Origin of the sequence: Chitinophaga japonensis (genome assembly GCF_007830125.1) — a bacterium.
GTDB lineage: Bacteria > Bacteroidota > Bacteroidia > Chitinophagales > Chitinophagaceae > Chitinophaga > Chitinophaga japonensis.
In genome coordinates this window covers 1,186,989-1,213,198 of the sequence record NZ_VLLG01000003.1, presented here as the reverse complement: position 1 = coordinate 1,213,198, position 26,210 = coordinate 1,186,989, and the positions used below count along the sequence as shown (strand labels likewise).

Here is a 26,210-nt window from a genome sequence, read left to right as displayed (position 1 = left end):
TTTTTCCATTCACTGTTCACCTTTCACTATTTACTATCTCGCTGATGCCCTTTTCCTGTTTCAGTTGGGCCGCCTTTTCAAATATCCGGTTGTCTATACTGCTGATCACGTTATCCTGTGACAGGTAATAATCCTCCACGGTAGATAGCTTGGTCAGCAGCTCGTCCCTGGCTACGCGCTTCACCAAAAATTCCGCGCTCACCATATTGCCGGTGAGCTTTTTTATTTTATTGTGCAGGGAAGATTTGCGGTACAACTGGATATGGGTGGCTTCCGTATTGAACAGGCGGATGGAATGCAGCCAGTCCATCCACTTGAACTCTGATACCTTGCCGCCTTCTGTAAACGGCGTGGACAGCACAAAGCGGCTCCAGGGCACTCTTAATATATCCGCCATAATAGCGCCATGCATGGCTTCCGCTATCACGAAGCGGGAAGCGGCTATCTCCCGTAAGGTCTCTTCAATACCCAGCTCCGCGGCCGGAGAGATATAATGAAATCCCAGTTGCCGGCAGATAGCGGGCCAGTCAAAAAATTCCAGGGATTTGAAATAAGGGATCACGCTGATCTCGTATTTCTTCTCAACGTTCTTAATGCTATTAAACTCTTTGATCAGCCTTAAAGCGTAGGCCGCATCGGCAATATATTCATGCGTGTTATTGAAATTGCAGGCGGACAGGGGGCCCCGCAGGAAGCGGATGTCCCAGGTGTTGTCGCAGGTAAAATTGCGGTACCCGGGGCGTATGCCGGTGCCGAATACGATCTTCCGCTTGTTCTCCAGGTTCCTGAACAGCGGGGAGCCGTTGTACAGGATAGAGCCGATGCCGATAAAGGCATCGTTATCCGGCTTTTCTGCGCCGAACAGTTTGGGCCATAGCCAGCCGTTCAGGTCATCTCCGAAATTTCCCTTTGGGTCTTTGTAATAGATATAGTTCACAATAAAGTACTTTGATTCATTAAATATGGCCGGGTCATGACAGTACTCCGCTGCCGGCGGGTGCAAGTCGCACGGCATAGCGGGCAGACACCCAGTTGGTAAAATCGATGCAGCGCTGGTCCCAGCTATGCTCCGCGATATTCAGGTCTGTCTGCTGCAGCCGGCCCTCTGCCAGCGCATCAATGAGCGCTGACAGGGTAGCTGGTTTAGTTGTGTCAAAATAGTGGCCGGCCTGGCCGAAAATTTCTTTAGGTTCTCCAATATTACTGGTGAAGACAGGTTTATGGAAAGGGATATACATATAGATCTTGCTGGGGCACCGGGCCCAGTCCTGCACCGTATCATTCAGCGGTGATATAAAAGCATCCGCCCTTTCAAAATAGGAGCTCAGCTCATTTTCCGGCGTATAGCCCAGGAATTCCACCCAGTTTTCCAACCGGCGCTCCTTCACATAGGCTTTGGCCTCTTCCAGGTGACGCCCCCTTCCCAGCAGCAGCAGCTTGATATCAGGACGGGTTTTAGCGGTCTGCTCCACGGCCTCCAGCATGGTGAACAGGCCGTAATTGCGGGTCATGGTGCCCATGTACAGCAGTACCAGCTTATGCTTATACCGTTCTTTCAGCTCATCCAGCTTTATCCTGGGAGCGTCCATCACGTCATTATTAAAAGCATAGGGCGAGTACAGGATGGGCAGGTTCTTGCGCAGCAACTGCCGGCCTCTCTTGCGGTATTCCCGCTCCAGGTAGCGGCTGGCGCACACCAACCCGTCCGCATAGTGCACGGACCAGTATTCCAGCAGCAACAGGGCATATTTCTTCAGCCCTTTGTTGTCCGGTATACCGGACGCCAGCTCCGAGTGCTCAATGAATATCTTCGGTTTATGCAGCAGCCGGCCTTTCAATATCCGGTTGCGGAAGCTGAAAGAACAGAAGTAGATGAAGTCCGGGCCGATCCTGTTCACCAGGTCTGTTTTTATCTGCACCTCATCCTTCAGCGCGCACTCCTTGTAATAATGTACCTGTATCGCGTCATTGCATTCTATGGCGATCCGGTTCCTGTTCTCTTCACTATCCAGGGCAATAAGAGACACTTCCCATCCCAGCGCCTGCAGGGGGTTAGCCATGCCCAGCGCACGCTTCATGGTAGCTATGGATTTGATATCACCTAGGGTAATGAAACATATTTTCATTCGTCAATATTTTCTTTTTTATACAATACTCAGTTTAACGTCAGGTACGGTTCCTTTTCATTCTCAGGCTCATCCTCGTTCTCTTCATCCTCATCATCTTCAAAACCATACAGCCAGTCATAATAACCATTCATCAGTATGCAGCCGGTGGCCGGTATGGAAAACCGTAAATGCTGGAAAGGGGAGAACAAAAAGGCCCACAGGAGACTGACGGTCAGCATAACATACACCGGGTACAAGGGCGACGCCTGCGCTTTCACCACCAGGGTAAAAGCCATCTTCATCAGGTACCAGCAAACCAGGAACACGGCAATGAAACCACCGATGCCACAACTGATCCACGCGCCCAGCAACACCGAGTGGCTGGGAATGTAACGGTCTACCGCATCCGCTTTCTGCAAGTCAAACTCCCCGCCTTCATCTCCCTGGTAGGACAGCACAATTTTGTAGTATTTCAGGTCCTTGTCCTTTGTCCAGGAACCATGGCCGAATAAAGGTTTGTCACCAATGGCGGCGAAGGCGGCAAAGGTTTCGCCGCGACCGGTCATCAACAGCTCAAAAGGATTATAAGGGTTGTCCAGGCGCTGCAACTGCGAGCTGGAGTGCCCACCGCCCAGGCCATCCCTGAGCACCGAGTTCACATAAAAAACATAACACCCCTCAAACACGATGGCGCCCAGGAGCGCAAATACGAACAGCTTCTGCCGCGTGATGCGGAAGTTGCGGCTCAGTATCCATATGATGCCGGCAGACAGGAAGAACAACATACCGCTGGACCGGGCATCATTGGCGAAACAGAGCAGGCTGCCCACTACCATTGCTCCCAGCATCAGCGACATCTTTCCCCTCCTGTAAAGGTAGACGGCCAGCAACTGCAGGGCGGAAGCAATGATTGGCACTATCTTGAACTTGAAGTAGGACATCTCCGAATCCACGATATCATCCGTGGCTACAATGTTCCTGATCATGGTCCATAAGATGAATGTGAGCACTGCCGCTTCCGTGTCCAGCAGTTTGAACAGCACCACGAACGACAGGATAGACATGATTGTACCGGCCCAGCCCCGCAGAAAATTCTGCGCCGTGTTATGGATCACAAAAACATCGGTAATGAACTGGAACAGCAGCAGCGCTATCAGCGCATAAATGATCTTCCGGTAAAAGGGATAGTCTTTAAGATCATTGACCTTAAAGGTAAAAGGCGCCAACAGGAGCGCCAATATCTCATTCGCTTTCAACTGTCCTACCAGGGACACATTGAAAGCGCTCAACATGGCATATGCGGCTATTTTTATCCTTTTAAACACAATCCTAAATATTTAATCCATTTGCACATCTGCATATTCACTCTTTCGTACATTCGTCACATAGCTCAGCACGCGGCGCAGCCGCTGCGTATTCACATCCGCGCTATACTCTCTCATAAAATCCTCTCTCAGTGCCTGCCCGATCGCTTCGTCCCCGTTAAAATCCAGTATTACTTTCCTGAACTCTTCCGGGGTGTCGGCAATAAGGAAGTGTTTGCTGGCTACCCCCTCCACCCCTTTGGAGGTACTGATGATGGGCGTGCTCAAAGCCATGGCCTCCAGGCATTTCAAACGGGTGCCGGCACCGTGCAGCAGGGGAATGATCACCCCGTTGGCAACGGAGATATACCATTTTACATCGTCCACCTTGCCCAGCGCTACTATATTGTTCCACTTGTCTGCACCGGTCAGTTGCGTCAGCGCTTCCCTGGAGCGCCGGCCTACCAGCCATACATCGTAACGCTCCGCCAGTTCCTGGTTCCATACTTCTTCCACGAACCATTTCAGTCCCTGGAAATTCATGTACTGGCCAAAGTTGGCGGTCATTACCAGCACCTTGGGCTGTTTCTTACAGGAAAGGGCGTACTCTTTCTCATCCAGGAAATTGGGCACAAAGAACACTTTCTCCCGGCCGATGAAGCGCTCGTGGTATTTGCGGTCGTCCTCGCTGACCACCAGCACCGCTGCGGCCTTTTTGAAGTACAGGCGCTCATGCAGCTTTTCCAGGCTTACCAACTGGAAGCGCCGGATCTTTGCTATGATGTTCTTTGCAGGCACCTGCTGTGTGATCATGGGTTGCGCATTATGCGTGCCCAGCACCACCCGGATGCCGCGGGAAGTAAAGAACCGGATGTACTGCCCGATGTAACCGTAGTCCAGCACGGCCACGTCGATCTTGTGCCTGCTGCACACCTCCCCGAACAACTGCAGCACGGTTCCGGAGCGCTGGAAATAGTGTTTACCGGCCAGCCGGTCTACTACATCCAGGGACCTTTTGGCGTGGGTGTAGAATACTACGTTCTCCACCTGGTAATTCGCCAGGTCAACGCCTTCCTCGTTCTGGACCAGCGCTATTACCTGGTGTCCGAGCCTGGCCAGCGCCTTCAGCAGGTAATTGCTCCTGATCTTTTCTCCCCCGTTTGCCGGGAATGGCGATATGTCCGTAAAGAATAAAATATTCATATCCTGTGTTGCTGGTCAATTGGCCTTTACTACAGATGGTCTTAACTGTAATTTTGAAATACCCTTCATCACAATGCCCGTTATCTTTTCCAGTTCATAAGGCGTTAGCCCCAGGAACCGCACGCTTAAAAATATGGCTGCGGTGCTTGCACAACCGGTCAGCAGCAGGCGCATAAATCCCTGCTCCTGCCATACCAGTTGCGGCACCAGTGCCACGGTAAACGCCAGCGCTACCGGCAGCACAGCCCCTAATACGGTCCTCCGCAGGTACTCCCCGATGGACAGGCCGGTGAGCCGGTGCGCAGCCAGCACCCGGTAGCTGCAGGTAAGCGCCTCGATACAGATGGCGCTGATCAGCACTGCATGCGGGGGCAGACCGGCCTTCAGCAGGAAGTAAGATACCGGCAGGTTCAGCATCAGCAGCAGGCTGACCACCACCTGGTATACCTTGATCCTGCCTACGGACTGGATGGCTACCTGCAGGCCCACGGTGAGCTGGTTTACCAGCGTCACCACGATGATCAGCCGGCAGAATATGACGGTGTGCGCCGGCACGTTCTTCAGCCAGAACTTCAGCAGCTCCGGCATTTCAATGATCACCGGTATGGAAAAAAAGGATAGCAGGAAAAAGGAAAACTTGCTGGCTATCATGGCCAGGCGCAGCATCCTTTGCCGGTCCCCGCTGCCTTCGCTCTTAATGATCTGCGGGTTCAGGGACTGCAGCATGGTCACGGAGAAGTAGCTGAGCTGGGCATTTACCTGGTTGGCAATGCCGTAGGAGGCATTGATCACCGCGCCGAAGAATACATTCAGTATCATGGCCATACCCTGGTTCCGGGCTACTACGCTGCCTGCGCCAAACATATTCCAGCCGGCATAGGAGAACATTTCCTTCAGCATGCTTTTATTAAAAGACGTTTTCAACTGCACCTTGCTTTCCTTGTACTTTGCCGAACAGTAGGCCCGCTTGATGATCAGCGATATTACCGTTACGGAAGCCATCAGCGCCCCGTACACGATCAGCTTGTCGTAACCGGTATACTGCAGGTAAATGGCAATGGCCAGCTTGGCCAGCGATTCCCAGATACCGATCCCCGCGATCAGGAACATATTCTCACGCGCGTTCAGCGTGGCGTCATACGGCACGGAAGTGATCGTGAAAAAAGTACTGATCACCGTAAAATGGAAGATCATCCTGGCAGTGGACAGGCGCTCCGCCGGTATGTTCAGCACCTGCTCAAAGAAATACATGCCCACCACTTCAAATATCACTACCAGCGTGATGCCCATGATAAAATGGAGCAGCACGCTGGAGTTGAAAACCATTTTTAACTTTTCCTGGTCGCCGGCCCCTATGTAAAAAGAGAGGTACCGCTGCGTGGATATGGTCATGGCCACGTTCAGGAAAGAAAGCATAACGATCACACCGCTCACCAGGCTGAAAATGCCATAATCCTCTGCTCCCAGCGCGTTCAGCACCAAACGGGTTGAGTACAATGCGATGAACATCGTAATCAACATCCTTCCATAAAGTGCGCCTGTATTTAATACTACCCGGTTTGCTGCTTGCATAATATATCTGGTCCGTGCTTACGGCTGCTATCCGATCAAATGTTCTAACTGTGTTACGTCTTTCTTACGGAATAATTCCACATCGCCTGCAACCATTTCCTTTACCAGGGCAGGCAGGTCATAGCGGGGCTCCCAGCCCAGCTTCGTCTTGGACTTGGTAGGATCGCCTATCAACAGCTCTACCTCGGTAGGACGGAAGTACCGGGGATCTACCGCTACCACTTCCTTGCCCACGGGCAGGATAAATTCCTCATTGTTGCAGGCGGTCACCACGCCTACTTCGCTGGCGCCTTCGCCGGTAAATGCCAGCTCAATACCCACTTCCGCAAAGGACATCCGCACAAAATCGCGCACAGGGGTGGTGATGCCGGTAGCGATCACATAGTCGTCCGGGGTGTCCTGCTGCAGGATGCGCCACATGGCTTCCACGTAATCCTTGGCATGTCCCCAGTCGCGGCGGGCATCCAGGTTACCCAGGTACAGCTTGTCCTGCAGGCCCAGGGCGATGGCCGCTACGCCGCGGGTAATTTTACGGGTCACAAAGGTCTCGCCTCTCAGCGGGCTCTCGTGGTTGAACAGGATGCCGTTGCAAGCATACATGCCATACGCTTCGCGGTAGTTGACCGTGATCCAGTAAGCATACAGCTTGGCTACTGCGTAGGGGCTGCGGGGATAGAAAGGCGTGGTTTCCTTCTGGGGCACTTCCTGCACCAGGCCGTACAGCTCGGAGGTGCTGGCCTGGTATACGCGGGTCTTTTGCTCCAGCTTCAGGATGCGCAATGCCTCCAGTATACGTAAGGTACCGATACCATCCGCATTGGCCGTATATTCCGGCGTATCAAAGCTCACTTTTACGTGGCTCATGGCTGCCAGGTTGTAGATCTCATCCGGCTGGGTTTCCTGTATAATGCGGATCAGGTTGGTGCTGTCTGTCATATCACCGTAGTGCAGCTTGAAACGGACATTTTCGCTATGCGGGTCCTGGTACAGGTGGTCAATACGCTCTGTGTTGATAAGGGAAGCGCGGCGTTTTACGCCATGCACCATATATCCTTTTTCCAGCAACAGCTCCGCCAGGTAAGCGCCGTCCTGTCCTGTAATACCGGTAATTAACGCAACTTTCATCTGTTAATGTTTTTTATTTTTTTGTCTGTTCTTTGTTATTAAAAGCGGCCTCACACCAACACATCCGTTGTGCTTACGGGGGTCAGGCCAATGCCGTAATAGTTAAAGCCTTTTTTCTGCAGCAGCACATCGTCGTAAATATTCCGGCCGTCAAACACCACCGGCGCTTTTACCGTGTCCCTGATGCGCGTCCAGTCCGGCAGGCGGAACTCGTTCCACTCCGTTACCAGCACAATGGCATCGGTGTCGCTGGCAGCATCATACAGGTTGCTGCACCAGGTAACCCGGTTCCCCAGCTCCTTGCGGGCTTCCTGCATGGCCACGGGGTCAAACACCTTTACCTGCGCGCCCGCCTGTAGCAGCGCTTCCACCAGCACCAGGGAAGGCGCTTCCCGCATATCGTCCGTGTTCGGCTTGAAGGACAGTCCCCAGATGGCGAATGTTTTCCCCTGCAGGTTGCTATCAAAGTGACGGTCTATTTTGCTGAACATTACTTTTTTCTGGTCCTCGTTCACCGCTTCCACAGATTCCAGGATGCGCATGGCATGCCCGTATTCCCTGCCGGTACGCACCAGCGCTTTCACATCCTTGGGGAAGCAGGAGCCGCCGTAACCGATGCCGGGATAAATAAAGCGGTCGCCGATACGGGGATCGCTGCCAATACCCTTCCGCACCTTGTTCACATCCGCACCGGTCAGCTCGCACAGGTTGGCGATGTCGTTCATGAAAGATATCTTGGTGGCCAGCATGGCATTGGCCGCATACTTGGTCATTTCTGCGGAAGCAATGTCCATGAACAATATAGGGCGTCCGTTCAGCACAAAAGGATGGTACAACTGCTCCAGCACCTGCTGCGCTTTCTCGGTATTTACGCCTACCACTATACGGTCGGGCTTCATAAAGTCCTGCACCGCGGCGCCCTCTTTCAGGAACTCGGGGTTGGAGGCCACATCGTAATCCAGCAGCGTATCCCTTTCCTGCAGCGCCTGTTTAATGGCCCTGTTCACTTTTACAGCAGTGCCTACCGGCACGGTGCTCTTGGTCACCACTACCAGGTAGTTGGTCATGGAAGCGCCTATTTCCTTCGCCACCTGCAGCACGTATTTCAGGTCTGCGCTGCCATCCTCACCGGGAGGCGTGCCCACGGCAATGAACACCAGTTGCGCACCGGGTATCACTTCCGCCAGGTTGGTGCTGAAGGACAGGCGGCCGTTCTGGTAATTCCGGTGCACGATCTCTTCCAGGCCGGGCTCGTATATGGGTAAGATCCCTTTTTGGAGATCATTGATCTTGGCCTCATTCACATCCACGCATACCACGCTGGTGCCTACTTCTGCGAGGCAGGCGCCTGTAACCAAGCCTACATAACCGGTACCTACTACTATTACTTTCATAACTTAAGTTTTAATTATGCGTTCAGCGTTAAACGTGATTTCTTCAGGTAATCGGCATAGGCCATTACAATGCCTTCTTTCAGGCCGGTGCTGTGCTTCCAGCCCAGGCTGTGCAGCCTGGACACATCCATCAGTTTACGGGGCGTACCGTCGGGCATGGAAGTATCAAATTCCAGGTTGCCTTCGTAGCACACTACTTCCTTCACGGTCTCCGCCAGCTCGCGGATGGTCAGGTCTTCCCCGGTACCGATATTCACCAGCTCCTTGCCGTCATAGTGCAGCATGAGGTACACGCAGGCATCGGCCAGGTCGTCAGCGTACAGGAACTCCCGTTTAGGCGTGCCCGTTCCCCAGATGGTCACCGCAGGCTTGCCGGCCTCTTTGGCCTCATGGAACTTGCGGATCAGCGCGGGCAGTACATGGGAGTTTTCCGGGTGGTAATTATCGCCGATGCCGTACAGGTTGGTAGGCATTACGCTGATAAAATTACAGCCGTACTGGTCGCGGTAAGCTTCGCATAGCTTGATGCCGGCAATTTTTGCGATGGCATAAGGCTCGTTGGTCTGTTCCAGCGGGCCGGTGAGCAGGCTGCTTTCCTGCAGCGGCTGCGGGGCCAGCTTCGGGTAGATGCAGGAACTGCCCAGGAACATCAGCTTGGTTACCTGTTGCTGCCAGGCGGCATGTATGATATTGGCCTCCATGATGAGGTTATCGTACAGGAACTCCGCGCGGTAGGTATTATTGGCATGGATGCCGCCTACCTTGGCTGCTGCCAGGAAAACGTAGTCCGGCTTTTCGGCTGCAAAGAATGCGTTTACGCTGGCCTGGTTGCGCAGGTCCAGCTCTGCGGAGCTGCGGGTAATAATGTGCTGATAACCCAGGGTTTCCAGTCTCCGTTTAATGGCGCCGCCTACCATTCCACGGTGGCCGGCTATGTATATTTTATCGGTCAGTTTCATTAGTAATTAATAATTAAGAATGAATAATTAATAATGAATAATTAAGAATTAATAATACCTGTAACAATCATGTTTCGATGAACCGCCGGTGTTACGATTCTTAATTATTAATTCTTTCTATAAGAGTTCCGGCCTGTTTTCCTTTACCCACTGGTGTAGTTGCTTTATTTCCTGCCCTTTCCCCTTCTTCATGATCAGCAGGGCTTCGGGTGTGTTCACCACTACCATGTTCTCCACGCCTACCAGCGCCACCAGCTTTTCCTTGCCGATCACCATGTTGTTCAGTGGATCGCTTTCAATGAATACCGCCTGGTGATTCTGGTACTGGTAATGCTGCACCAGCGCTTCTGCCAGGGCCTCGTAGCTGCCTACGTCGCTCCACTGCATGGTGCTGGGCACCACCTTTACGCGGTTGCTTTTCTCCATTACCGCATAATCAATACTGGTAGAGGGAATGGCCTGCATGGCTTCCAGGGAAAGCCGGCCGCTGCGCTTCCATTCATCCGCCGCCAGGGCGGCAGGCTCATATATTTCGGGAGCATATTGCTTCAGTTCCTGCAGCAGGATGCCAGCTTTGCAGCAGAAGATGCCGCTGTTCCACAGGAAATCACCGCTTTGCAGCATGCGTGCGGCATTCCGGGCATCCGGCTTTTCCACGAAGCATATTACATCGTGGCCGTTGTATTGTATGTACCCGAAACCGGTTTCGGGGTAGGTGGGTTGCAGACCGATAGTGACCAGGCTGTTGCCGGCTGCCAGCAGTTGCGCGGTCTCAATGGTCTGTGCATAAATTTCAGGGGTGCCTATCAGGTGGTCTGCAGGTGTGATCAGCAGGATGGTTTCCGGGGCAGACACAAAAGCTGCCAGGGCAATGGCTGCAGCGGTGTTACGGCCTACCGGCTCTCCCAGCATACAAAGACCGGCAGCACCGGCGCCCAGTAGCTGTTCTTCCACAATAGACGCATGCTGTTCGCTCACAATAGCCAGCACGCTGTTGCAGGCCACGCTGTTGCGCTCATAGGCCAGTTGTAATAAACTGCGGCCCTCGAACAGGGGCAGTAACTGCTTGGGCGTTTGCCGGTTCGATAAGGGCCATAAACGGGTACCCGACCCGCCGCAAAGAATAATGTGTTGCATCATTTTGAGTGAGCGTTAGTAATTAATAATTAATAATGAATAACTAATAATTCCTGTAGCAGTAATGTTTCACTGAAACACCGGTGTTACGATTGTTAATTATTAATTCTTAATTATTAATTAATAAATAGATGTTTCAGTGACTACACGCTGGTTGATCACTACTACCTCGGTAGTAGGTACGGTAGCCACCATCGTATAGCCAAGGCTGGAAAGCTCGGCCTTTACCTTGTTCTTGCCCACTTCAATGATCCTGCCGCGCTGGTGCATGAGCGGGCCGGATTTGATCTCGATCATGTCATCTTCATGAAGCGGGAACTGCTCTACGGTTACATCCTTGTATTCCCGGAGAAACCGTTTGATCAGCTCAATTTCGTGATCAGGTATAACCGCGGGCTTGCCCAGCCAGTACACAAAATTGATGATACCATCGGTTTCGCGTACTACCCATTTCCTGCTCTCAGGTATACGCACGAAAACGTAGGATTTGAACAGCGGCTCACTCACCACTTTCCGGCGGTCGCTCCATTGGCGCTCTACCGGGTTAAGCGGGCAGTAATTCTCAACACGTTTACGGGTAAGCATGTCGGCCACTTTCTTTTCCCATCTTGCTTTGGTATAGACGGCATACCAAGTAGATAATTCCTGTTGCATGGGCTTCTCATTTTAAGGTTAAGAGTCTGGTTAACAGTAACGTTGTGCAGTTTCTATAACGGGGGACTTGTAAAGACAATGGCATGGCAATCGTTGCAGTCGAACGTTTCATACAATCGGTTTTTCTGAATAAAATATGGTTGTGTCTTTCACAGAATAGCTTCGCCTTCTCAGTCACACGAGAGAAATATGAAGCCGGAACTATGATGTACGAAGTAGGATGATTGATAGTTGACTATGATGTTGAAACACTTTCTTACATCATACTTCTTACATCTTACTTCATATATTGAAAATTCCTTTCAAAAACTGTTTGCGCCGGGCGCCTTTACCCTGTTCAATATAGCCGTAGCCATATCCGTACCCGTTACCGTAACCGGCAACACCACGGGGCTGCAGGCCATTGAACACAATGTTCATGTTGCCCAGCTCTTTGTTCTGGTAAAGCTCGTTGATCTGCTTCAGGTACAGCTTGGGCGTTACCTGGTGGCGGATCACATACAGCGTGGCATCTGCATAAGGCGCCAGCAGCCGCGCATCTGTTACCAGGCCCACGGGCGCCGTATCAATGATCACATAATCAAACCGGGCCTTTAGCTGGGCAATCAGTTGCTCCAGTTGGCCGTTCAATATCAGCTCTGTAGGATTCGGCGGTATCACACCGGCTGGCAGCACAAAGAGATATTCATTGCCGGGCACTGGCTGCAAAATATTTGCCAATTCTGACTGTCCGACCAGGTAATTACTGATGCCGGGCTCCCGGGATATCTGCAACATCCTGCTGATCTGCGGCTTGCGCAGGTCGAACTCCAGCAGGGCCACTTTCTTTTTTACCAGTGAAAGACTCACTGCCAGGTTCAGCGAGATAAAGCTCTTGCCTTCTCCTGAAATGGAGGAGGTGGTCAGCAGCGTTTTATGATGGCCGCCATTCAGCGCGCCATTGCCATTGACCGCGCCATTCACGCTAACGCCTATATAGGAGAGAGCGGTGCGCAATGTGCGGAACTGCTCCGCTACAAAGCTGCGTCGGCCATCGCCGATCACCACGGATTCCTTGTTGTTATCCTGCACTATTTCCGCCAGTATGGGCGCGGGAGTTGCTTTCTCTATTTCCTCCCGTGATGTTATTTCCCGCTTCATCAGGTCGCGCAGGGTAATGAACAGCGCTACCACGGCCAGGCCGCCCAGCACCGCAATGCCCAGCACCATCATTTTCTTGGGACTTACGGGAGCGCCATAGGCTTCCGCGGCATCCACGATGCGGCTGTCGGATACGGCAGCGGCGGAAGCTACCGCCGTTTCCTCCCGCTTCTGCAGCAGGAAGGTGTAGATGTTGTTCTTTATTTCCTGCTGGCGGCTTACTTCCAGGAAAGCTTTCTCCTTGGCAGGCACACCGCTCAGTATACCGGCATAGCGCTCATTCTCCGCCATCAGTTTGGTCCTGCTGGCCTGCAGGTTAGCGCGCAGGTTACGTATGTTCTGCAATATGCTGGGCTTCAGTTGCGCTTCCTGCCGGTAAAGGCTTTCCAGCAAGGGGCTGTTCTCACCGGTTGTTTTCTTCATTCTCTGCAACTGCAGCTCTATTTCAGACAGTTTGCTGATCAGCTCCAGCAGCACGGGATCCGAAAGCCCCAGTGTGGCCGGTACCATAGCTTCGCCGGGCTGGCGGCCGGTCACGTAACTTTCAATGGAGTCCAGCACAGACAGTTGCATGCCGGCTTCGCTGATCTTCCGGTCATTTTCCGTTACGCTTTCCAGGAAAAGCTGGCTCTGCGCAGAAATATCCACGATGCCTTCCCGCTTCTTGAAGCTGGCTACCTGGTTCTCCACCTGGTTCAGTTCCTGGGTCACTACCCGCAGGCGCTCGTCCACAAAGGACATGGTATTGGCAGCCGTTCTGTTCTTGTCTTCTATAGAAGCGGTATTGTATACCCTGATCAATTCGTTCAGGATGTCCTCTCCCCTCCTGGGATCCACATCGCTGTAGCCCAGCGTGATGATGGTGCCGGCCTTGGTGGTAGGCGTTACCTGCAGGCTGCTTTGTATCATTCCGGACAATATTTTTTCGCCGGCTATGCGCACCGTATACTCCTTGCCGGTAACATCTACAGGATGGCCGGGCTTGGGCGTGACCACCACTTTGCCCCATTCCGTGCTCACGGTGTCGTACAGCGGGTATACCTTGTTATTCAGCAGCACGCAGTTATGCGCTGAATCGTATATCATCGGCATTACTTTAAAGGCATCCGGCTTTATAGAGTCCGGCTCCAGGAAATTGAACCGCACGGGGCTGCCTTTATATACCACGATGTCCCTGATCTGCCCTTTTACGGATACTTCCGCAAAAAGATCCAGGTTGCGCACCACGGAGCGGGCCAGGGTACGTGATTTTAATATCTCGATCTCGTTTTCGATCACTTTCTTGGAACCGGTGAGGTTCAGCGACTGCAGGATATCTCCTTCATCCATTCCTGTTTTCTCATCTTTCACCAGCAAGGTGGCAGATACATAATATACAGGAGTGGCATACCGGAGATAAACGAATGCGCCGGTAACTGCAATGATCACTGCCAGCAGGAATAAGGGCCAGTAAGGCAGGTATCGTTGTTTGATCAATGCCAGCAGATCCACTTGTTCCTCCGGCTGCTGCGGACGTCGTCTATTTGAGTTTATCTGTTGCATGAATATTCCAGGCCTCGTCAAAATTGGTTATTCAATAATATTTTAGCTCGATATGGTCTTACATATAATATGGTCCGGGGCTTACCCGCTAATCCTTCAGTATAAGCCTGTCAAGAATGATCACTGCCAGTGACAGGCCGCTGAAAATAACGGGCAGCAGCAGGCGGCTTTTCTCTCCGGTGTATTGCTTGGCTTTATTCGGTTCCACATAAACTACATCATTTGATTGTAAGTAATAGTAGGGAGAGTTCAGGATGTTCTTGTCATTCAGGTTCAATCTTTTAATAACACGTTTGCCTTCCTCGTCCCTGATCAGGAGCACATTCTCCTTTTTGCCATACACGGTTACATCTCCTGCCATACCAATTGCTTCCAGTATGGATATCTTCTCGTTCGTAACGTTCACTACGGTGGGATGCGCCACCTCACCCAGCAGGGTTACCCGGTAATTCAGGAAGCGGACGCTTACTACCGGGTCTACCAGGAGTCTCCGTTCCAGCAACTGGTTGCGTATCTGGTCCGTCAGCTCCTTCTTGGTAAGACCTTCCGCTTTAATGGCGCCCAGTACGGGGTATTGTATAAACCCCTGCTGGTCTACCAGGAAACCGCCCAGGGCTGCCGTACTACCACTGGAAGCCCCACCGCCGCCTGTTGGAGCTACGGTGTTGGATGCATTATAAATAATGGCATCTTCCGGGTTCAGGCTGCTGACAGTGATCTGCAGCACATCGTTTTTTTGTATTCTCGGTTCAAAGTTTCCGTTTACCGCTATGGTTGTATCTCTGATATCTTGTAAGTAAAGCGTGTTTTTCTGAGTAGCACAGGAAGTTATTAAACAACTAAAAATAATCAACCCCAAAACAAGCCATTTTAAACCAGGTTCCGTTCTCAAGCGCATTTTTACACATTTAAGTTTAAGCTTACACGTTAGAATACAGGAAGCAGGAGGTAAGATGTATGAAATATGATTATGCAGCGGATGCCTTATTTCTTATTTCCTACTTCTTATTTCTTACTTCCTATTTCTTACATATTATAGGGGTACAGGCTCATTGTTCGCACTACAATATTAGGTCAACCTGTACCCGGACACAACTACTTACTACAGTATAAATCCCACTTTAAGCATAAGTGGTCCTACTTATTAGAGTAGGGCCATTAGACCGCCGTGATTTACATTAAATAATTGTTACATTTAATAATGTAGCAGTAGAAAGTCCAATGAATAAGCAACTGAAAAGATTGTTGGACCAGATCTTCGAGATCAGCTCTGATTTGGATGCAACGTTCAGTTTCTGGTAGATCTTCTTCAGGTGCTGGTTAATGGTAAATACCGTTACATACAGCTTGTCGGCCATTTCCTTGTAGGAATACCCCTCTTTCAGCAATGTGAGCAACTCATATTCCCGCTTGGTGAGCTTGTGCCTGATGTTTTCCAGCGGGTCCTTATTGATGTAGTTGATCAACAGATGGGCCGCTTTTGGAGAGAGGGTCCCACCCTGGTTAATGGTGTCCAGTATGGAATGATAGATCTCCATTAAGCGGCTGGTCTTGATGATATAGCCGCTGGCTCCCTTCTTGATGGACTCGATCACGTACTGCTTGCCGTCATGGCCGGAAAGCACAATGATCTTGGCTTCCGGGTAGATCTGCTTCAACTCCTGCATCCCTTGTATGCCCGACTCCCCGGGCAGTGAAATATCCAGCAGGATCACCTTCACGTCAGGATTCTTGAAGGGCAGCGCCTTGAACTCCTCCATGGACTTACAGGCAAATACTACTTTGCACTCCTGGAAATCTTCCAGGAACTCCTTGTAGTTGTTCAGTTGAAAATGGTTGTCCTCTATGATTCCAATGTTGATCATCTTGATAAAGGGTAACAATTGATATGGTTTATCAATCAATATGGTTTTTCAATAATATAATTCAAATATAGCTCCAAAAATTATAAGAAAAAAGGGCGATATTGCAACTCGTTGATAGTGTATTAATTATGTGTTAAATTTCAATGCCCTATATGGATGATGAACTTATTAAAAATAATAACATCTGAATATTTCAGATTTAATCATCACTAAATCATTCACAAGATACCACGATTCAGGCTTTTTTGCAGCTACTAATTCAAGTAGTTTATTCTTCTCTTTAATTTAACACCGTATTCCCCCTGTTTCCGGCAATAATGGCCCTTAATTCAACACACATATTACCCTTTTTGGTGAATATTTGAATTCAATTAACAATAACATTGTCTGTATCAATCCGATCATGGCTGTAGTAAATAAAAGCGGAGAATGGCTGGCCTCTTACTTGTTTAAGAGCCCCTCTAAGATATGGCATACGCAAAGTAGTGTGTTTGTACGGTTAAAATTCTTATCCTATTTTCGGGCAGGCTTAACCATGCCTCTGCGAAAATGAAACCACATCGGTCAATTATCATGCCATATCAGGAAATCCTCTCTGCCATTCCAACTCCGGTAGTGATCTGCTCTCATCAAAAAAAACGACTGCTTTTTGTTAATACGCCCGCTGCCACCCTGTTCAAAAAACTGACTAACACGAAAAGGGGGGTATCTTATTCAGATATTAAGATAATTTTACATGATTTTAGCCCGCGGGAAGACAGCGGCCAGGTAAACAGTTTTGAAACCCGGCAGCCTGTACGCGGCAAAAAAGCATTTCTGTGGCTGGAGGTCATCACCAGCACGGTAATGCAGGACAATGAAATATTCACGGTATTGCTTATCAACGACATCAGCGCGCGCAAAACAAAAGAACAACAAATGGTCCAGTCCCTTGAGCAAGAAAGATCCCTGCATGAAATGAAGTCCAATTTTATATCCATGGCTTCCCATGAATTCAAAACGCCGCTCACGGCCATTTCCTCTACTGTAGACCTGCTGGAAACCAAACTGCAGATGGACAACCTGCTGGACCAGTTCTACCGCCACAACATTTCCAAAATATCCTCCGAGATATTCAAGCTCAATACCATGCTGGATGAAATGCTGACGCTCAGCACCATTGTATCCAACAACATAGAGGTAAGCAAGCAGGCCGTAGCAGTAGAACAGGTGATACACGACATTAAGTACCAGTACTTCTCCGAGCGAAAGGACGACCGCGTACTGCAGGTGGCCGTAACCGGCACGCCCCGGAAAATATATGCGGACAAGAACCAGCTCTCCAAGATATTCACCAACCTGGTGGGCAACGCCTTTAAATACTCCTCCGAAAACCCGGCCGTAAAATTGCAGTACCAGAAAAGCCGGCTGCTGATAAAAATAACGGATACGGGCATAGGTATCCCGGAAAAGGACCTCCCCTACCTGTTCAACTCATTTTACCGCGGCAGCAATGTGGCCAGCATCGAGGGCACCGGGCTGGGGCTTTCCATTGTAAAGGACTTCGTGGAAAGGAACAATGGTACCATCTTTGTTGAAAGCCAGGAGCACCGGGGCACTACCTTTACCATTATATTTAAATACCCGCAGGAAACGCCTGCATAACAATGAACCGGACAATTTTGCTTATTGAAGACAAGCCGAGCTTGCTGGACACCCTGAAAAGCCTGCTGGAACTGCACCAGTACCGGGTGATAGTAGCCGCCAACGGTGCGGAAGGGGTAGCGCAGGCCCGGCTCAACCAACCTGATCTTGTTATCAGCGACATTTACATGCCGGTGCTGAACGGGTATGAACTGCTGGAGCTGTTCAAACAGGACGATGCCCTGCGCAAGATTCCCGTTATTATGCTTACTGCCAAAACCGAAATAGAGGAAATAGACCTGGCGCTGGAAAAAGGGGCGGACGGCTATGTCACCAAACCATTTGTTTTTAAGAACCTGCACGCTGTCATTCAAAAAATCCTCAACAAAGGCACAGAGGAAATGTAACGCACCGTCTTACCTCCTATTTCCTACCTCCTACTTCCTACCTCCTACCTCCTACGTCCCCTATCTTACTAAAGTGACCGTACCTTTCAGCTCCTGCGGCACATGGTCCCGGTCTGCATAGGTACATATATAAACATAGGTTTGCGGGTCCTGCCGCGCGCCCTTATAAACGCCGTCCCATCCCGTCCGGGGATCATTGCCTTCATAGATCACAGCGCCCCATCGGTTAAAGATGCGGATATGATAGTTGCTGATATCGTCATACACTTTGGGCCTGAACACATCATTATTACCATCCCCGTTGGGGCTGAATGCAGTAGGCATCACTACCAGGCAATTCTGCCAGGGTGAAGTGATGGTGATAGTGCCTTGCACACTGCATTGCTGCTGGTCCTTTACTTCATAATGGTAAACACCGGTCTTTAAACGGTTAAAGACCGGCCCGTCCTGCCATTCTCCTTTGTTGATACGATACGAGTACGGCGCAGCCCCGCCCCGCACCTCCAGTACCAGTTGCCCGTCTATGGCCTCGCTGCAGCTATTGGGTTTGATAATGGCGTTTACAACAGGCTGCGAGGAAGGGTCTACCGGCACTTCCGCCTCGCCGCTGATGCTGCAGGCATGGGCATCCTTCACCTCGTATTGGTAAAAGCCGGCCTTCAGGCCGCGCAACACGCTGTCCGCCTGCCATGCGCCGCCGCCTACCTGGTAAGCGTAAGGCGGCGTGCCGCCCTGCATTTGCAGTATGATGCTGCCGGCCGTATCCTCGCTGCAGGATACCGGTACTGTATGCACCGCTGCAGACAAGGGCGGAGGTGGTTGCACCTTTAGGAGAAAGGTATCTGCACATACCTGCTGGTCCTGTACGATCAGCGTGTAGTCACCGGGCTTTACATCATAAAATTCCGGGCTGCCGGAGGGATGGCCATTCAAGGTATAGGCATAGGGCGGAATGCCGCCGGACACCTCCAGGGATATCCGGCTTTTGTTATCATCGTAGCAGGCAGAGGTGGTCACGGTGGCGTCCGCCGCCATATCAGAAGCTTTTACTTCCACCTGTTCTTTTACCACCAGGCCGTTGGCCGCCGTAGCAGTTACCTGGTAAATGCCTGCCGGCACATTCCGGATGCTGGCCGTTGTATAATTACCCGGGCTCCATACATATTGATAAGGCGCCTGGCCGCCGGTTATCCTGATAGTGGCCGTACCGGTAGGCGCATTGGCGCAGGCGGGCGTGCTGCTGATCTCCGTTTTAACGATCTGCCGGATACTGGCGGAGATATTATCCAGCAACACGGCCACTCCTACGGGACTGGCACTGCAGGGGGCTGTAGGATAGGCCCACAGTGAAATATATTTATAGCTTTTGGAAGGCGTAAAAACCACGTCGTACCTTTTCCACTGCTCATGGGTGAACGGTGTGGACATCCATAGCAGCTCCGCAGAGTCGCCGGGCGTATTGCCGCCGAAAATAGCCAGGTTGCCGTAACAATTACTATAATAATAATCGCGCGCATAAGCCAGGTCCAAAGACATGCTGTACATTAATCCCCCTTTGATGCTATCCCGGAGCGCCTGCCCTATGGCCTCTACCTGTTTGGGGCCGCTGTGCATGCCCATATAATGCAGCCCGCTGGAAGGGGGCTGCCTGGCATGAAATACGCCCGGCTGTACATCCGGCGTACCGGAAACTTTGAACCAGCCTTGCGGCACCTTGTTAATGCCGGAATTGGTACCCTCCAGGGAAGGATTTTCCACCGGTATATGCTGGGCGCAAGCCGGGTGCATAAAACAGGTTGTCAAAAAAACAAGGTAAAGCGCCGCTATACGCAGCCACACACGTTTTCCCATAAAGATCGGTTTCCGGCACAATTTCATCCGTCAATATTTTGTTTTTCAGAGGCCGGATGACATCGAAGATGCATCGAGATTAATTGAAATTTAATTATGACCGAGATAAATCCCGCATTCATATGTCTCGGCGTGAGAAAATGTATCATGCTCGATTTCATAGGGTCTGTATAAATGATACTCATTGCTCACATGCAAATACATGTCCAATAGATGTTGTGGTTTTTCCCCCTTGTACCCGGACTGTAGAATGCGTTAAAAGTACAAATAAGATGCACAGCAAGTGTCTACTACTTCCAGTAAATTAACGGCTTGCGGGCGGTATGATGGAAAAAACGTAAGTTTACCCTGTAAAAACGCTATACCCGCATGAAGAATGAGCTGCCACCGGTAACAGCTACCTATTTTATCACCCTTATAAAATCCTATTTGCAGGGAGCCAGGACCAGGCAGGAGATCATGGATGAAACGGCTGACCTGCTGGAATTATCCCTGCCCGGGGAGCCCACCCCGGCCAATATCACCAACCTGCTGATCATCACTGCCAGCAAGATCAACCCGTCCTTTTACCAGGACATTGTAGACCAGGTATCCCAGGCAAGCGACACCACCCCTACCCGCAATGGCCTGCTGCATCACCTGGAAACTTGCGTGAACGGGGATATTTCCCCGGAAGACCTGCTGGAATGGGCCACTACCTGGCAGGATGAGGAGGAACCGGGCGTTGCGTACTTTGAGGACCCCGCCGTGGAATACTGCTGCCTGTTGTGGCTGCCCGCCCAAAAGGAGCGCCTCTCCCGCAAACTGCTGGCGCAGGCGCTGGAAATATTCCATCTCAACTGCGGCAACCCGCTGAAGGAAAAAATTGCGCTGGTCCTGCTGTCGGAGCAGGAGCAACAGCGTTTCCTGTTCTTCCTGCGCGATTATGCGGATCACCGCAAAACCGCCGAAGAACTGGACCTCTACCTGCTCCGGAAATTTGGCATGGATCACCGGAACTTCCCCTACATGCCGGAACTGGTACAGGTGGCCCACAAGCAGGCGCAATTGGAGGACCTGCTGAAAAAAGCCCGTTTAATTAATAATGAATAATTAAAAATATCGGTTACACAGGTGTTCCATTACAGCACGCTTGTCGCGATTATTCATTATTAATTATTGATATCCGCGATATTCACTTTCCGCCGTTCGCCGGTAATGATCACGGAAGTGGTGGTGTATACCCGGTCGCCATCGCCGTACTGCAGGTACATTTCCAGGGGCAGCACCACCGGCGCATAGGAGCCCTCCACCTGCATTTTCTCGATCTGTATCTTGTATTTGTCCGGGATCAGCCCATAGGCATGGAACAGGGTATGCGGCTCCATGGGCACCCACACATGCGCCGTCATCAGCGCATGGTTAGTACCCGTTACGCGGGGATCCTCCCTGCTGTTCTGCGCCACGTACTCCTCGCAGGCCACGCCGGCAATCACCTTTTTAGCGCCGGTGCGTATCAACTGGCTCATATAACCCGTTTCCCCGGGGAACACGGGCTCCATATTATTCAGGTCCAGCTTTTGTTTTTCGCCGCTGGCTATTTTATTGATGGAGGTAATGCTCAATTGCGATTCCCGCTCAAAATCCGCGTAGAACTGGTAGCGGGCAGACGTGCTTTTGCTGCTCATCTGTATGCCGAACCGGGGAGCGGTGCTGCTGTAGTAGATCACAATATCCTGGCCCCCGTCCTTTACTACCTGGTTGCCCTGCAGGGCGGTGGTCTCCTGGTACACAGCCACATCAAATTCATAGGTGGAGTCGATGGTCACGCTTTCATCACCACCGATGACCAGGGCAGGATCGGGCTTAGGCGCCTTCTTAACGTACAGGGGATCACCTTCTTCCTTCTCTTCCACGGTTGCCGGCGCAGCAGCGCTGCCGGCCGGCTTACCCTTTATTTTATCGGTCATCTTTTTTAACCACTGGGCTTGCAGCGGCGTTACGCACAGGGTGCAACATAGTACGGATAAGAACAATGGCTGGAACCTCGCACCAGGATAATGCTGCGCAGGGAAATTGGTAATGCTCGGTTTCATAGGCGTATTTTGGCAGGCAAGATACAAATTATAAAAATATAACATAAATGATAACCGACAACCGGTTGCATGATAACGGTCATGGCTGGTTTCGCGCAATCTATCTTATATTTGTTCTATAGCCCCTGTGTATGAAGAGCGCGATCCTTTCCACGTTGCTGTTATTGCATTGCTTTTTAAACAGTGCTGCGCAACCCGCTCCTTACCAGTTCTCCAGGCTGGATATCAGGAACGGGTTATCCAATAACCGTGTCAACTGTATCTTCCAGGACCGTAAAGGCTTCTTGTGGTTTGGGACGGCGGCAGGGCTGAACCGTTATGACGGCTTTACCTTCAAGGTGTTCAGCGCAATAAAAGGTGATACCACTTCCCTGGCGGGCAACAGCGTGCAAAACATCTTTGAGCTGCCCGGCGGCAAACTGTGGATCAGCTCACTGAACAGCGTCAGTGTGTACGATCCCGTTACTGAAACCTTCAACCGCAATTACCGGCAATACCTCTCCTCGCTGAAAATACCAGCCATCAACATATTATCTATCCGGAAAGACAAGCGACAGCGCTTCCTGTTCCTCAGCGGCCAATCTACCCTGTATGAATACGACCACGCCACCAAGGCTACACGGCAACTGCCGGTATACCACCCTGCCGGCTATACGCAGGATGCCGGCATTACCGGTATGGCCGTAGATGCGGCCAACTGTATATGGCTGGTGCATAAAAGCGGCTTTATCCAGCAACTGGACAGCACGCACCGGCGGACCGTATTCAGCACAGCAGCCCTGCAAAATGCCAATGCGGGGGAGCTGCTGCCCTATGAGCTGTTCATTGACTCGGATAATGACCTATGGATCAATGCCGGGAAAACAAAGCCCAAGGGCCTGTTCTGCTACTCCCCTGCCACCGGCCGGCTGCTGCACTTTAAAAAAAACGGCGCTTATCCGCTGAACGCCGATATGATCACCGGCGGCATTGCGGAAGACCCTTACAAAAAAATATGGGTTGGCACAGACCATGGCGGTATTAATGTGATCGACAAAAAGGACCTGTCCGTACACTACCTGCTGCACGCCGAAGAAGATGAGCGCAGCCTGAGCCTGAACAGCATCTATGCACTGTTCCGTGATAACCGGGAAGTGATGTGGGTAGGCACCTACAAAACCGGCATCAATTATTTTAACGGGCACCGGTCCAGCTTCCCCCTGTACCGGCACCACATCGGCAACCGGCACAGCCTGCCCTTTGAGGATGTGAACCGCTTCCTGGAAGACGACAAAGGCAATATCTGGCTGGGCACCAACGGCGGAGGGCTGGTCTACTTTGACCGGGTGGCCAACCGCTTCACCACCTACCGGCATGATCCCGCTGACCCCAACAGCCTCAGCGCCGATGTGATCGTATCACTATGCATGGACCATGAGCAGCAACTCTGGATCGGCACCTACCTGGGCGGGCTGGACTGCTTTGACGGCAAAAAATTCATTCACTACCGGCACGATCCGGACAACAGCAGCAGCCTGGCCGATGAAAGCGTGTGGGAGATCTATGAAGATTCACGCCACAACCTCTGGATCGGCACATTGGCCGCCGGCCTGGACCGGTTTGACCGGGAGAAAGGCATCTTCTACCATTTCAGCCCGGATGCGCCCCTGTCCGTACACGGCGAGCGTATAGACGCCATTATGGAAGACCGGGAAGGCAACATCTGGGTGGGCACAGACAACGGGATTGATGTGCTGGAAAAACGCAGCGGCCGTTTTATCAACTACAGCTATACGGATAATGACGGGGGCAGCTTCAGCAACAGCAATATCAACTACATCCTGCAGGACAGCCGTGGCCTGGTATGGATCGGCAGCAACGAGGGCCTGCACCTGTTTGACAAGGAAAAGAACAGCTTCCACGTATTTAAAAAGAACGACGGCCTGCCGGACAACAACGTGCTGACCATCGTGGAGGATAATGACCATCACCTCTGGATGAGCACTCCCAATGGCCTCAGCAAAATGGAGGTGGCCCAGGCCGCCGGTGATGAACCGCTGCGCTACAGCTTTGTCAATTTCGATGAATCGGGCGGACTGCAGGGCAGGGACTTCAATCCCAATGCCGCATTAAAGCTGCGCAGCGGGGAGCTGTTGTTTGGCGGGCCGCATGGCTTCAACCTGTTTCATCCCAACAATATCCGCCAGCGCCAGCAGGCCCCCCGCGTAATACTGACCGGCCTGCAGGTGTTCAACCAGCCTTTGGCAGCGGGCGAGCAACTGCATGGCAGGGTGGTGCTGCAAAAAGCCATGCCGGAAACGGACGCGATCACCCTGCGGTATAATGAGAATGTATTTTCCATTGACTTTGCGGCGCTGGATTATGCCTTTGCCGCCAAGGAACGGTACGCCTACAAGCTGGAAGGGTTTAACAACGTATGGCTGACTGCGGACGGGCACCAGCGCAAGGCCACCTTTACCAACCTGGATCCCGGCCGCTACACCTTCCGGGTGCGGGTGGCCAACGGCCTGACGCCTTACCCGGAAACACGGCTGCAGATCACCATACTGCCCTCCTGGTGGAGAACCCCGCTGGCCTATGCCATTTACTTCTTACTGATCATAGCCGCCCTGCTTTTTGCCAGGCAACTGATCATACAGCGCGCCAAAATGCGCTTCCTGATCCTGCACCAGCAGCGGGAAGCCCGGCGCATGCACGAGCTGGACATGATGAAGATCCGTTTCTTCACCAACGTTAGCCATGAATTCCGCACGCCCCTGGCGCTGATCATGGCGCCGGTGGAAAAAATGATGAAGGCCGTGCAGGATACCGACCAGAAAAAGCACCTGCAGTTGGTGCACCGCAATGCCAAACGCCTGCTGAACCTGGTAAACCAACTGCTGGATTTCCGCAAGCTGGAAACAGAAGAGATCTACCTGCAGCCAACAGAAGACGATATCATTAACTTCACCCGGCACACCGTAGGCTCCTTCTCCGATATAGCGGAGAAAAAACAGGTGCAACTCAGCTTCAGCGCCACGGTGGATAGTTTCATTACTTCCTTTGACCGCGTAAAGCTGGAGCGGATATTGTTCAATCTCCTCTCCAATGCGTTCAAGTTCACCCCGGAGCACGGCAGTATATCCGTTACTGTTACAGACAGCCCGGATCACATCGCCATCGCTGTGGCAGATACGGGCATTGGCATACCGGCAGAAAAAAAGGAGCGGATCTTCGAACGCTTCTTCCAGTATACGGATAATGTTCCCGGCGGCATGGCCGCGCAGGGCAGCGGCATAGGGCTGGCCATTACCCGGGAATTCGTGCGCCTGCATGGCGGCAGCATTGCCGTGGAAAGTGAGCCCGGGAAGGGGAGCTGCTTTACCGTGTACCTGCCGTTGTCGCCTGCCGCTGCACCCCGCCGGGTACCGGCGTTAAATGGCCACCATACGGAGGCAGCGCCCGTCAATGGACATACCGCATCAACAGAAAAACGGGAGCAGGACGGCAAAAGGTCCACCATCCTGCTGATAGATGATAACGAAGATTTCCGCTTTTACCTGAAAGACAACCTGCGGGCCCATTTCAATATTGTCGAAGCCGGCAACGGGAAAGAAGGGTGGCAGCGCACGCTGGGCCAGCATCCCGACCTGGTGGTGAGTGATATTATGATGCCGGAAATGAACGGTATTGAGCTATGCCGCAAAATAAGATCGGACGAGCGCACTGCCGGCATCCCCGTGATACTGCTCACGGCCCGCTCCGCGGAAGAAATACAATTGGAAGGCTTTAGCACCGGCGCCAGTGATTTTATTACCAAGCCTTTCAATTTCGAGATACTGCTGTCGCGCATCAGCAACCTGCTGGCACAGCAGGAAAATATGATCCGGACCTACCGCAGGCAGGTGGAGGTAGTGCCCGGTAACGTGACAGTAGTAACAGAAGATGAAACGCTGATCACCCGCGCATCGGAAGTGATACAGCAGAACCTGGACAACCCGGATTTTTCCGTGGAGCACCTCAGCAAGGCCCTGCTGGTAAGCCGGGCCGCGCTGTACAAAAAGATCACCGCCATTACCGGTCAAACCCCGGTAGAGCTGATACGGTCCATCCGCATCCGGCATGCCGCCCAGCTACTGGAAAAGAGCCGCATGACCGTTTCCGAAATTGCCTATGCCGTAGGCTTTAACAACACCAAGTATTTTGTAAAATACTTCAAGGAAGCTTATTACATGCTGCCTACGGAATACCGGGCAAGCCGGAAGTAGGAAG

At 51.7% G+C, this 26,210-nt stretch carries 19 protein-coding genes; 4 read left to right on the top strand and 15 right to left on the bottom strand.

Going from position 1 to position 26,210, the window contains the following annotated elements:
• Positions 1 to 16 precede the first annotated feature (16 nt).
• The 13 genes from LX66_RS13955 to LX66_RS13895 form a co-directional block, all read right to left on the bottom strand.
• Entirely contained in the window at positions 17 to 937 is a 921-nt protein-coding gene (locus LX66_RS13955) for a polysaccharide pyruvyl transferase family protein (protein WP_244620398.1), read from the bottom strand.
• Between the two features lie 34 nt (positions 938 to 971).
• Positions 972 to 2,126: a glycosyltransferase gene (locus LX66_RS13950; protein ID WP_145714501.1), complete on the bottom strand. Its 1,155-nt coding sequence runs from the start codon at positions 2,124 to 2,126 to the stop codon at positions 972 to 974.
• Positions 2,127 to 2,155: 29 nt separating this feature from the next.
• Positions 2,156 to 3,433 (bottom strand): hypothetical protein, encoded by a 1,278-nt coding sequence (locus LX66_RS13945; RefSeq protein WP_145714499.1) that lies wholly within the window; start codon positions 3,431 to 3,433, stop codon positions 2,156 to 2,158.
• A gap of 12 nt (positions 3,434 to 3,445) precedes the next feature.
• Positions 3,446 to 4,615 (bottom strand): glycosyltransferase family 4 protein, encoded by a 1,170-nt coding sequence (locus LX66_RS13940; protein WP_145714497.1) that lies wholly within the window; start codon positions 4,613 to 4,615, stop codon positions 3,446 to 3,448.
• Between the two features lie 15 nt (positions 4,616 to 4,630).
• Positions 4,631 to 6,136, bottom strand: coding sequence for a lipopolysaccharide biosynthesis protein (locus LX66_RS13935; RefSeq protein WP_145714495.1), 1,506 nt, complete (start codon positions 6,134 to 6,136; stop codon positions 4,631 to 4,633).
• Positions 6,137 to 6,214: 78 nt separating this feature from the next.
• Complete coding sequence (gene gmd, locus LX66_RS13930) at positions 6,215 to 7,312, bottom strand: GDP-mannose 4,6-dehydratase (RefSeq protein ID WP_145714493.1); 1,098 nt, start codon at positions 7,310 to 7,312, stop codon at positions 6,215 to 6,217.
• Positions 7,313 to 7,362: 50 nt separating this feature from the next.
• Positions 7,363 to 8,706 (bottom strand): UDP-glucose dehydrogenase family protein, encoded by a 1,344-nt coding sequence (locus tag LX66_RS13925; RefSeq protein ID WP_145714491.1) that lies wholly within the window; start codon positions 8,704 to 8,706, stop codon positions 7,363 to 7,365.
• Between the two features lie 14 nt (positions 8,707 to 8,720).
• Positions 8,721 to 9,665: a GDP-L-fucose synthase gene (fcl, locus tag LX66_RS13920; RefSeq protein WP_145714489.1), complete on the bottom strand. Its 945-nt coding sequence runs from the start codon at positions 9,663 to 9,665 to the stop codon at positions 8,721 to 8,723.
• Between the two features lie 117 nt (positions 9,666 to 9,782).
• Positions 9,783 to 10,805, bottom strand: a complete 1,023-nt coding sequence (locus LX66_RS13915) for a mannose-1-phosphate guanylyltransferase (RefSeq protein WP_145714487.1) — start codon at positions 10,803 to 10,805, stop codon at positions 9,783 to 9,785.
• Between the two features lie 117 nt (positions 10,806 to 10,922).
• The gene (locus LX66_RS13910; RefSeq protein WP_145714485.1) at positions 10,923 to 11,456 is read right to left on the bottom strand and encodes a UpxY family transcription antiterminator; all 534 of its coding nucleotides are present in this window, start codon (positions 11,454 to 11,456) and stop codon (positions 10,923 to 10,925) included.
• Positions 11,457 to 11,738: 282 nt separating this feature from the next.
• Positions 11,739 to 14,138: a GumC family protein gene (locus LX66_RS13905; protein ID WP_145714483.1), complete on the bottom strand. Its 2,400-nt coding sequence runs from the start codon at positions 14,136 to 14,138 to the stop codon at positions 11,739 to 11,741.
• Positions 14,139 to 14,226: 88 nt separating this feature from the next.
• Positions 14,227 to 15,036, bottom strand: a complete 810-nt coding sequence (locus LX66_RS13900) for a polysaccharide biosynthesis/export family protein (RefSeq protein ID WP_145714481.1) — start codon at positions 15,034 to 15,036, stop codon at positions 14,227 to 14,229.
• A gap of 280 nt (positions 15,037 to 15,316) precedes the next feature.
• Positions 15,317 to 16,003 (bottom strand): response regulator, encoded by a 687-nt coding sequence (locus LX66_RS13895; RefSeq protein WP_145714479.1) that lies wholly within the window; start codon positions 16,001 to 16,003, stop codon positions 15,317 to 15,319.
• A 573-nt stretch (positions 16,004 to 16,576) separates the two neighbouring features.
• Between LX66_RS13895 and LX66_RS13890 the strand changes: the two genes are divergently transcribed.
• The gene (locus LX66_RS13890) at positions 16,577 to 17,647 is read left to right on the top strand and encodes a PAS domain-containing sensor histidine kinase (RefSeq protein ID WP_158642634.1); all 1,071 of its coding nucleotides are present in this window, start codon (positions 16,577 to 16,579) and stop codon (positions 17,645 to 17,647) included.
• A 2-nt stretch (positions 17,648 to 17,649) separates the two neighbouring features.
• Complete coding sequence (locus LX66_RS13885; RefSeq protein WP_145714475.1) at positions 17,650 to 18,033, top strand: response regulator; 384 nt, start codon at positions 17,650 to 17,652, stop codon at positions 18,031 to 18,033.
• A gap of 60 nt (positions 18,034 to 18,093) precedes the next feature.
• On the opposite strand, the gene LX66_RS13880 is transcribed toward LX66_RS13885, so the two are convergent.
• Positions 18,094 to 19,884 carry a T9SS type B sorting domain-containing protein gene (locus LX66_RS13880; RefSeq protein WP_158642633.1) on the bottom strand — a complete coding sequence of 597 codons (1,791 nt, stop codon included), beginning with the start codon at positions 19,882 to 19,884 and terminating at the stop codon, positions 18,094 to 18,096.
• Between the two features lie 369 nt (positions 19,885 to 20,253).
• Between LX66_RS13880 and LX66_RS13875 the strand changes: the two genes are divergently transcribed.
• Positions 20,254 to 20,976, top strand: coding sequence for a hypothetical protein (locus LX66_RS13875; RefSeq protein ID WP_145714471.1), 723 nt, complete (start codon positions 20,254 to 20,256; stop codon positions 20,974 to 20,976).
• Between the two features lie 59 nt (positions 20,977 to 21,035).
• Here LX66_RS13875 and LX66_RS13870 read toward each other — a convergent pair whose 3' ends face one another.
• A complete protein-coding gene (locus LX66_RS13870; protein WP_145714469.1) occupies positions 21,036 to 21,959 on the bottom strand; it encodes a hypothetical protein in 924 nt (307 codons plus the stop codon).
• A gap of 131 nt (positions 21,960 to 22,090) precedes the next feature.
• On the opposite strand from LX66_RS13870, the gene LX66_RS13865 reads away from it, so the two are divergent.
• Positions 22,091 to 26,206 carry a hybrid sensor histidine kinase/response regulator transcription factor gene (locus LX66_RS13865; RefSeq protein WP_145714467.1) on the top strand — a complete coding sequence of 1,372 codons (4,116 nt, stop codon included), beginning with the start codon at positions 22,091 to 22,093 and terminating at the stop codon, positions 26,204 to 26,206.
• Positions 26,207 to 26,210 lie beyond the last annotated feature (4 nt).

Bases quoted from the DNA above. Each gene is read 5' to 3' on its own strand.
- gmd (WP_145714493.1), bottom strand. From the start codon at position 7,312: ATGAAAGTTGCGTTAATTACCGGTATTACAGGACAGGACGGCGCTTAC.
- LX66_RS13900 (WP_145714481.1), bottom strand. From the start codon at position 15,036: ATGCGCTTGAGAACGGAACCTGGTTTAAAATGGCTTGTTTTGGGGTTG.
- LX66_RS13865 (WP_145714467.1), top strand. From the start codon at position 22,091: ATGAAGAGCGCGATCCTTTCCACGTTGCTGTTATTGCATTGCTTTTTA.
- LX66_RS13895 (WP_145714479.1), bottom strand. From the start codon at position 16,003: ATGATCAACATTGGAATCATAGAGGACAACCATTTTCAACTGAACAAC.
- LX66_RS13915 (WP_145714487.1), bottom strand. From the start codon at position 10,805: ATGATGCAACACATTATTCTTTGCGGCGGGTCGGGTACCCGTTTATGG.
- LX66_RS13875 (WP_145714471.1), top strand. From the start codon at position 20,254: ATGAAGAATGAGCTGCCACCGGTAACAGCTACCTATTTTATCACCCTT.
- LX66_RS13935 (WP_145714495.1), bottom strand. From the start codon at position 6,136: ATGTTGATTACGATGTTCATCGCATTGTACTCAACCCGTTTGGTGCTG.
- LX66_RS13910 (WP_145714485.1), bottom strand. From the start codon at position 11,456: ATGCAACAGGAATTATCTACTTGGTATGCCGTCTATACCAAAGCAAGA.
- LX66_RS13905 (WP_145714483.1), bottom strand. From the start codon at position 14,138: ATGCAACAGATAAACTCAAATAGACGACGTCCGCAGCAGCCGGAGGAA.
- fcl (WP_145714489.1), bottom strand. From the start codon at position 9,665: ATGAAACTGACCGATAAAATATACATAGCCGGCCACCGTGGAATGGTA.
- LX66_RS13890 (WP_158642634.1), top strand. From the start codon at position 16,577: ATGCCATATCAGGAAATCCTCTCTGCCATTCCAACTCCGGTAGTGATC.
- LX66_RS13950 (WP_145714501.1), bottom strand. From the start codon at position 2,126: ATGAAAATATGTTTCATTACCCTAGGTGATATCAAATCCATAGCTACC.
- LX66_RS13885 (WP_145714475.1), top strand. From the start codon at position 17,650: ATGAACCGGACAATTTTGCTTATTGAAGACAAGCCGAGCTTGCTGGAC.
- LX66_RS13870 (WP_145714469.1), bottom strand. From the start codon at position 21,959: ATGAAACCGAGCATTACCAATTTCCCTGCGCAGCATTATCCTGGTGCG.
- LX66_RS13940 (WP_145714497.1), bottom strand. From the start codon at position 4,615: ATGAATATTTTATTCTTTACGGACATATCGCCATTCCCGGCAAACGGG.
- LX66_RS13880 (WP_158642633.1), bottom strand. From the start codon at position 19,884: ATGGGAAAACGTGTGTGGCTGCGTATAGCGGCGCTTTACCTTGTTTTT.
- LX66_RS13925 (WP_145714491.1), bottom strand. From the start codon at position 8,706: ATGAAAGTAATAGTAGTAGGTACCGGTTATGTAGGCTTGGTTACAGGC.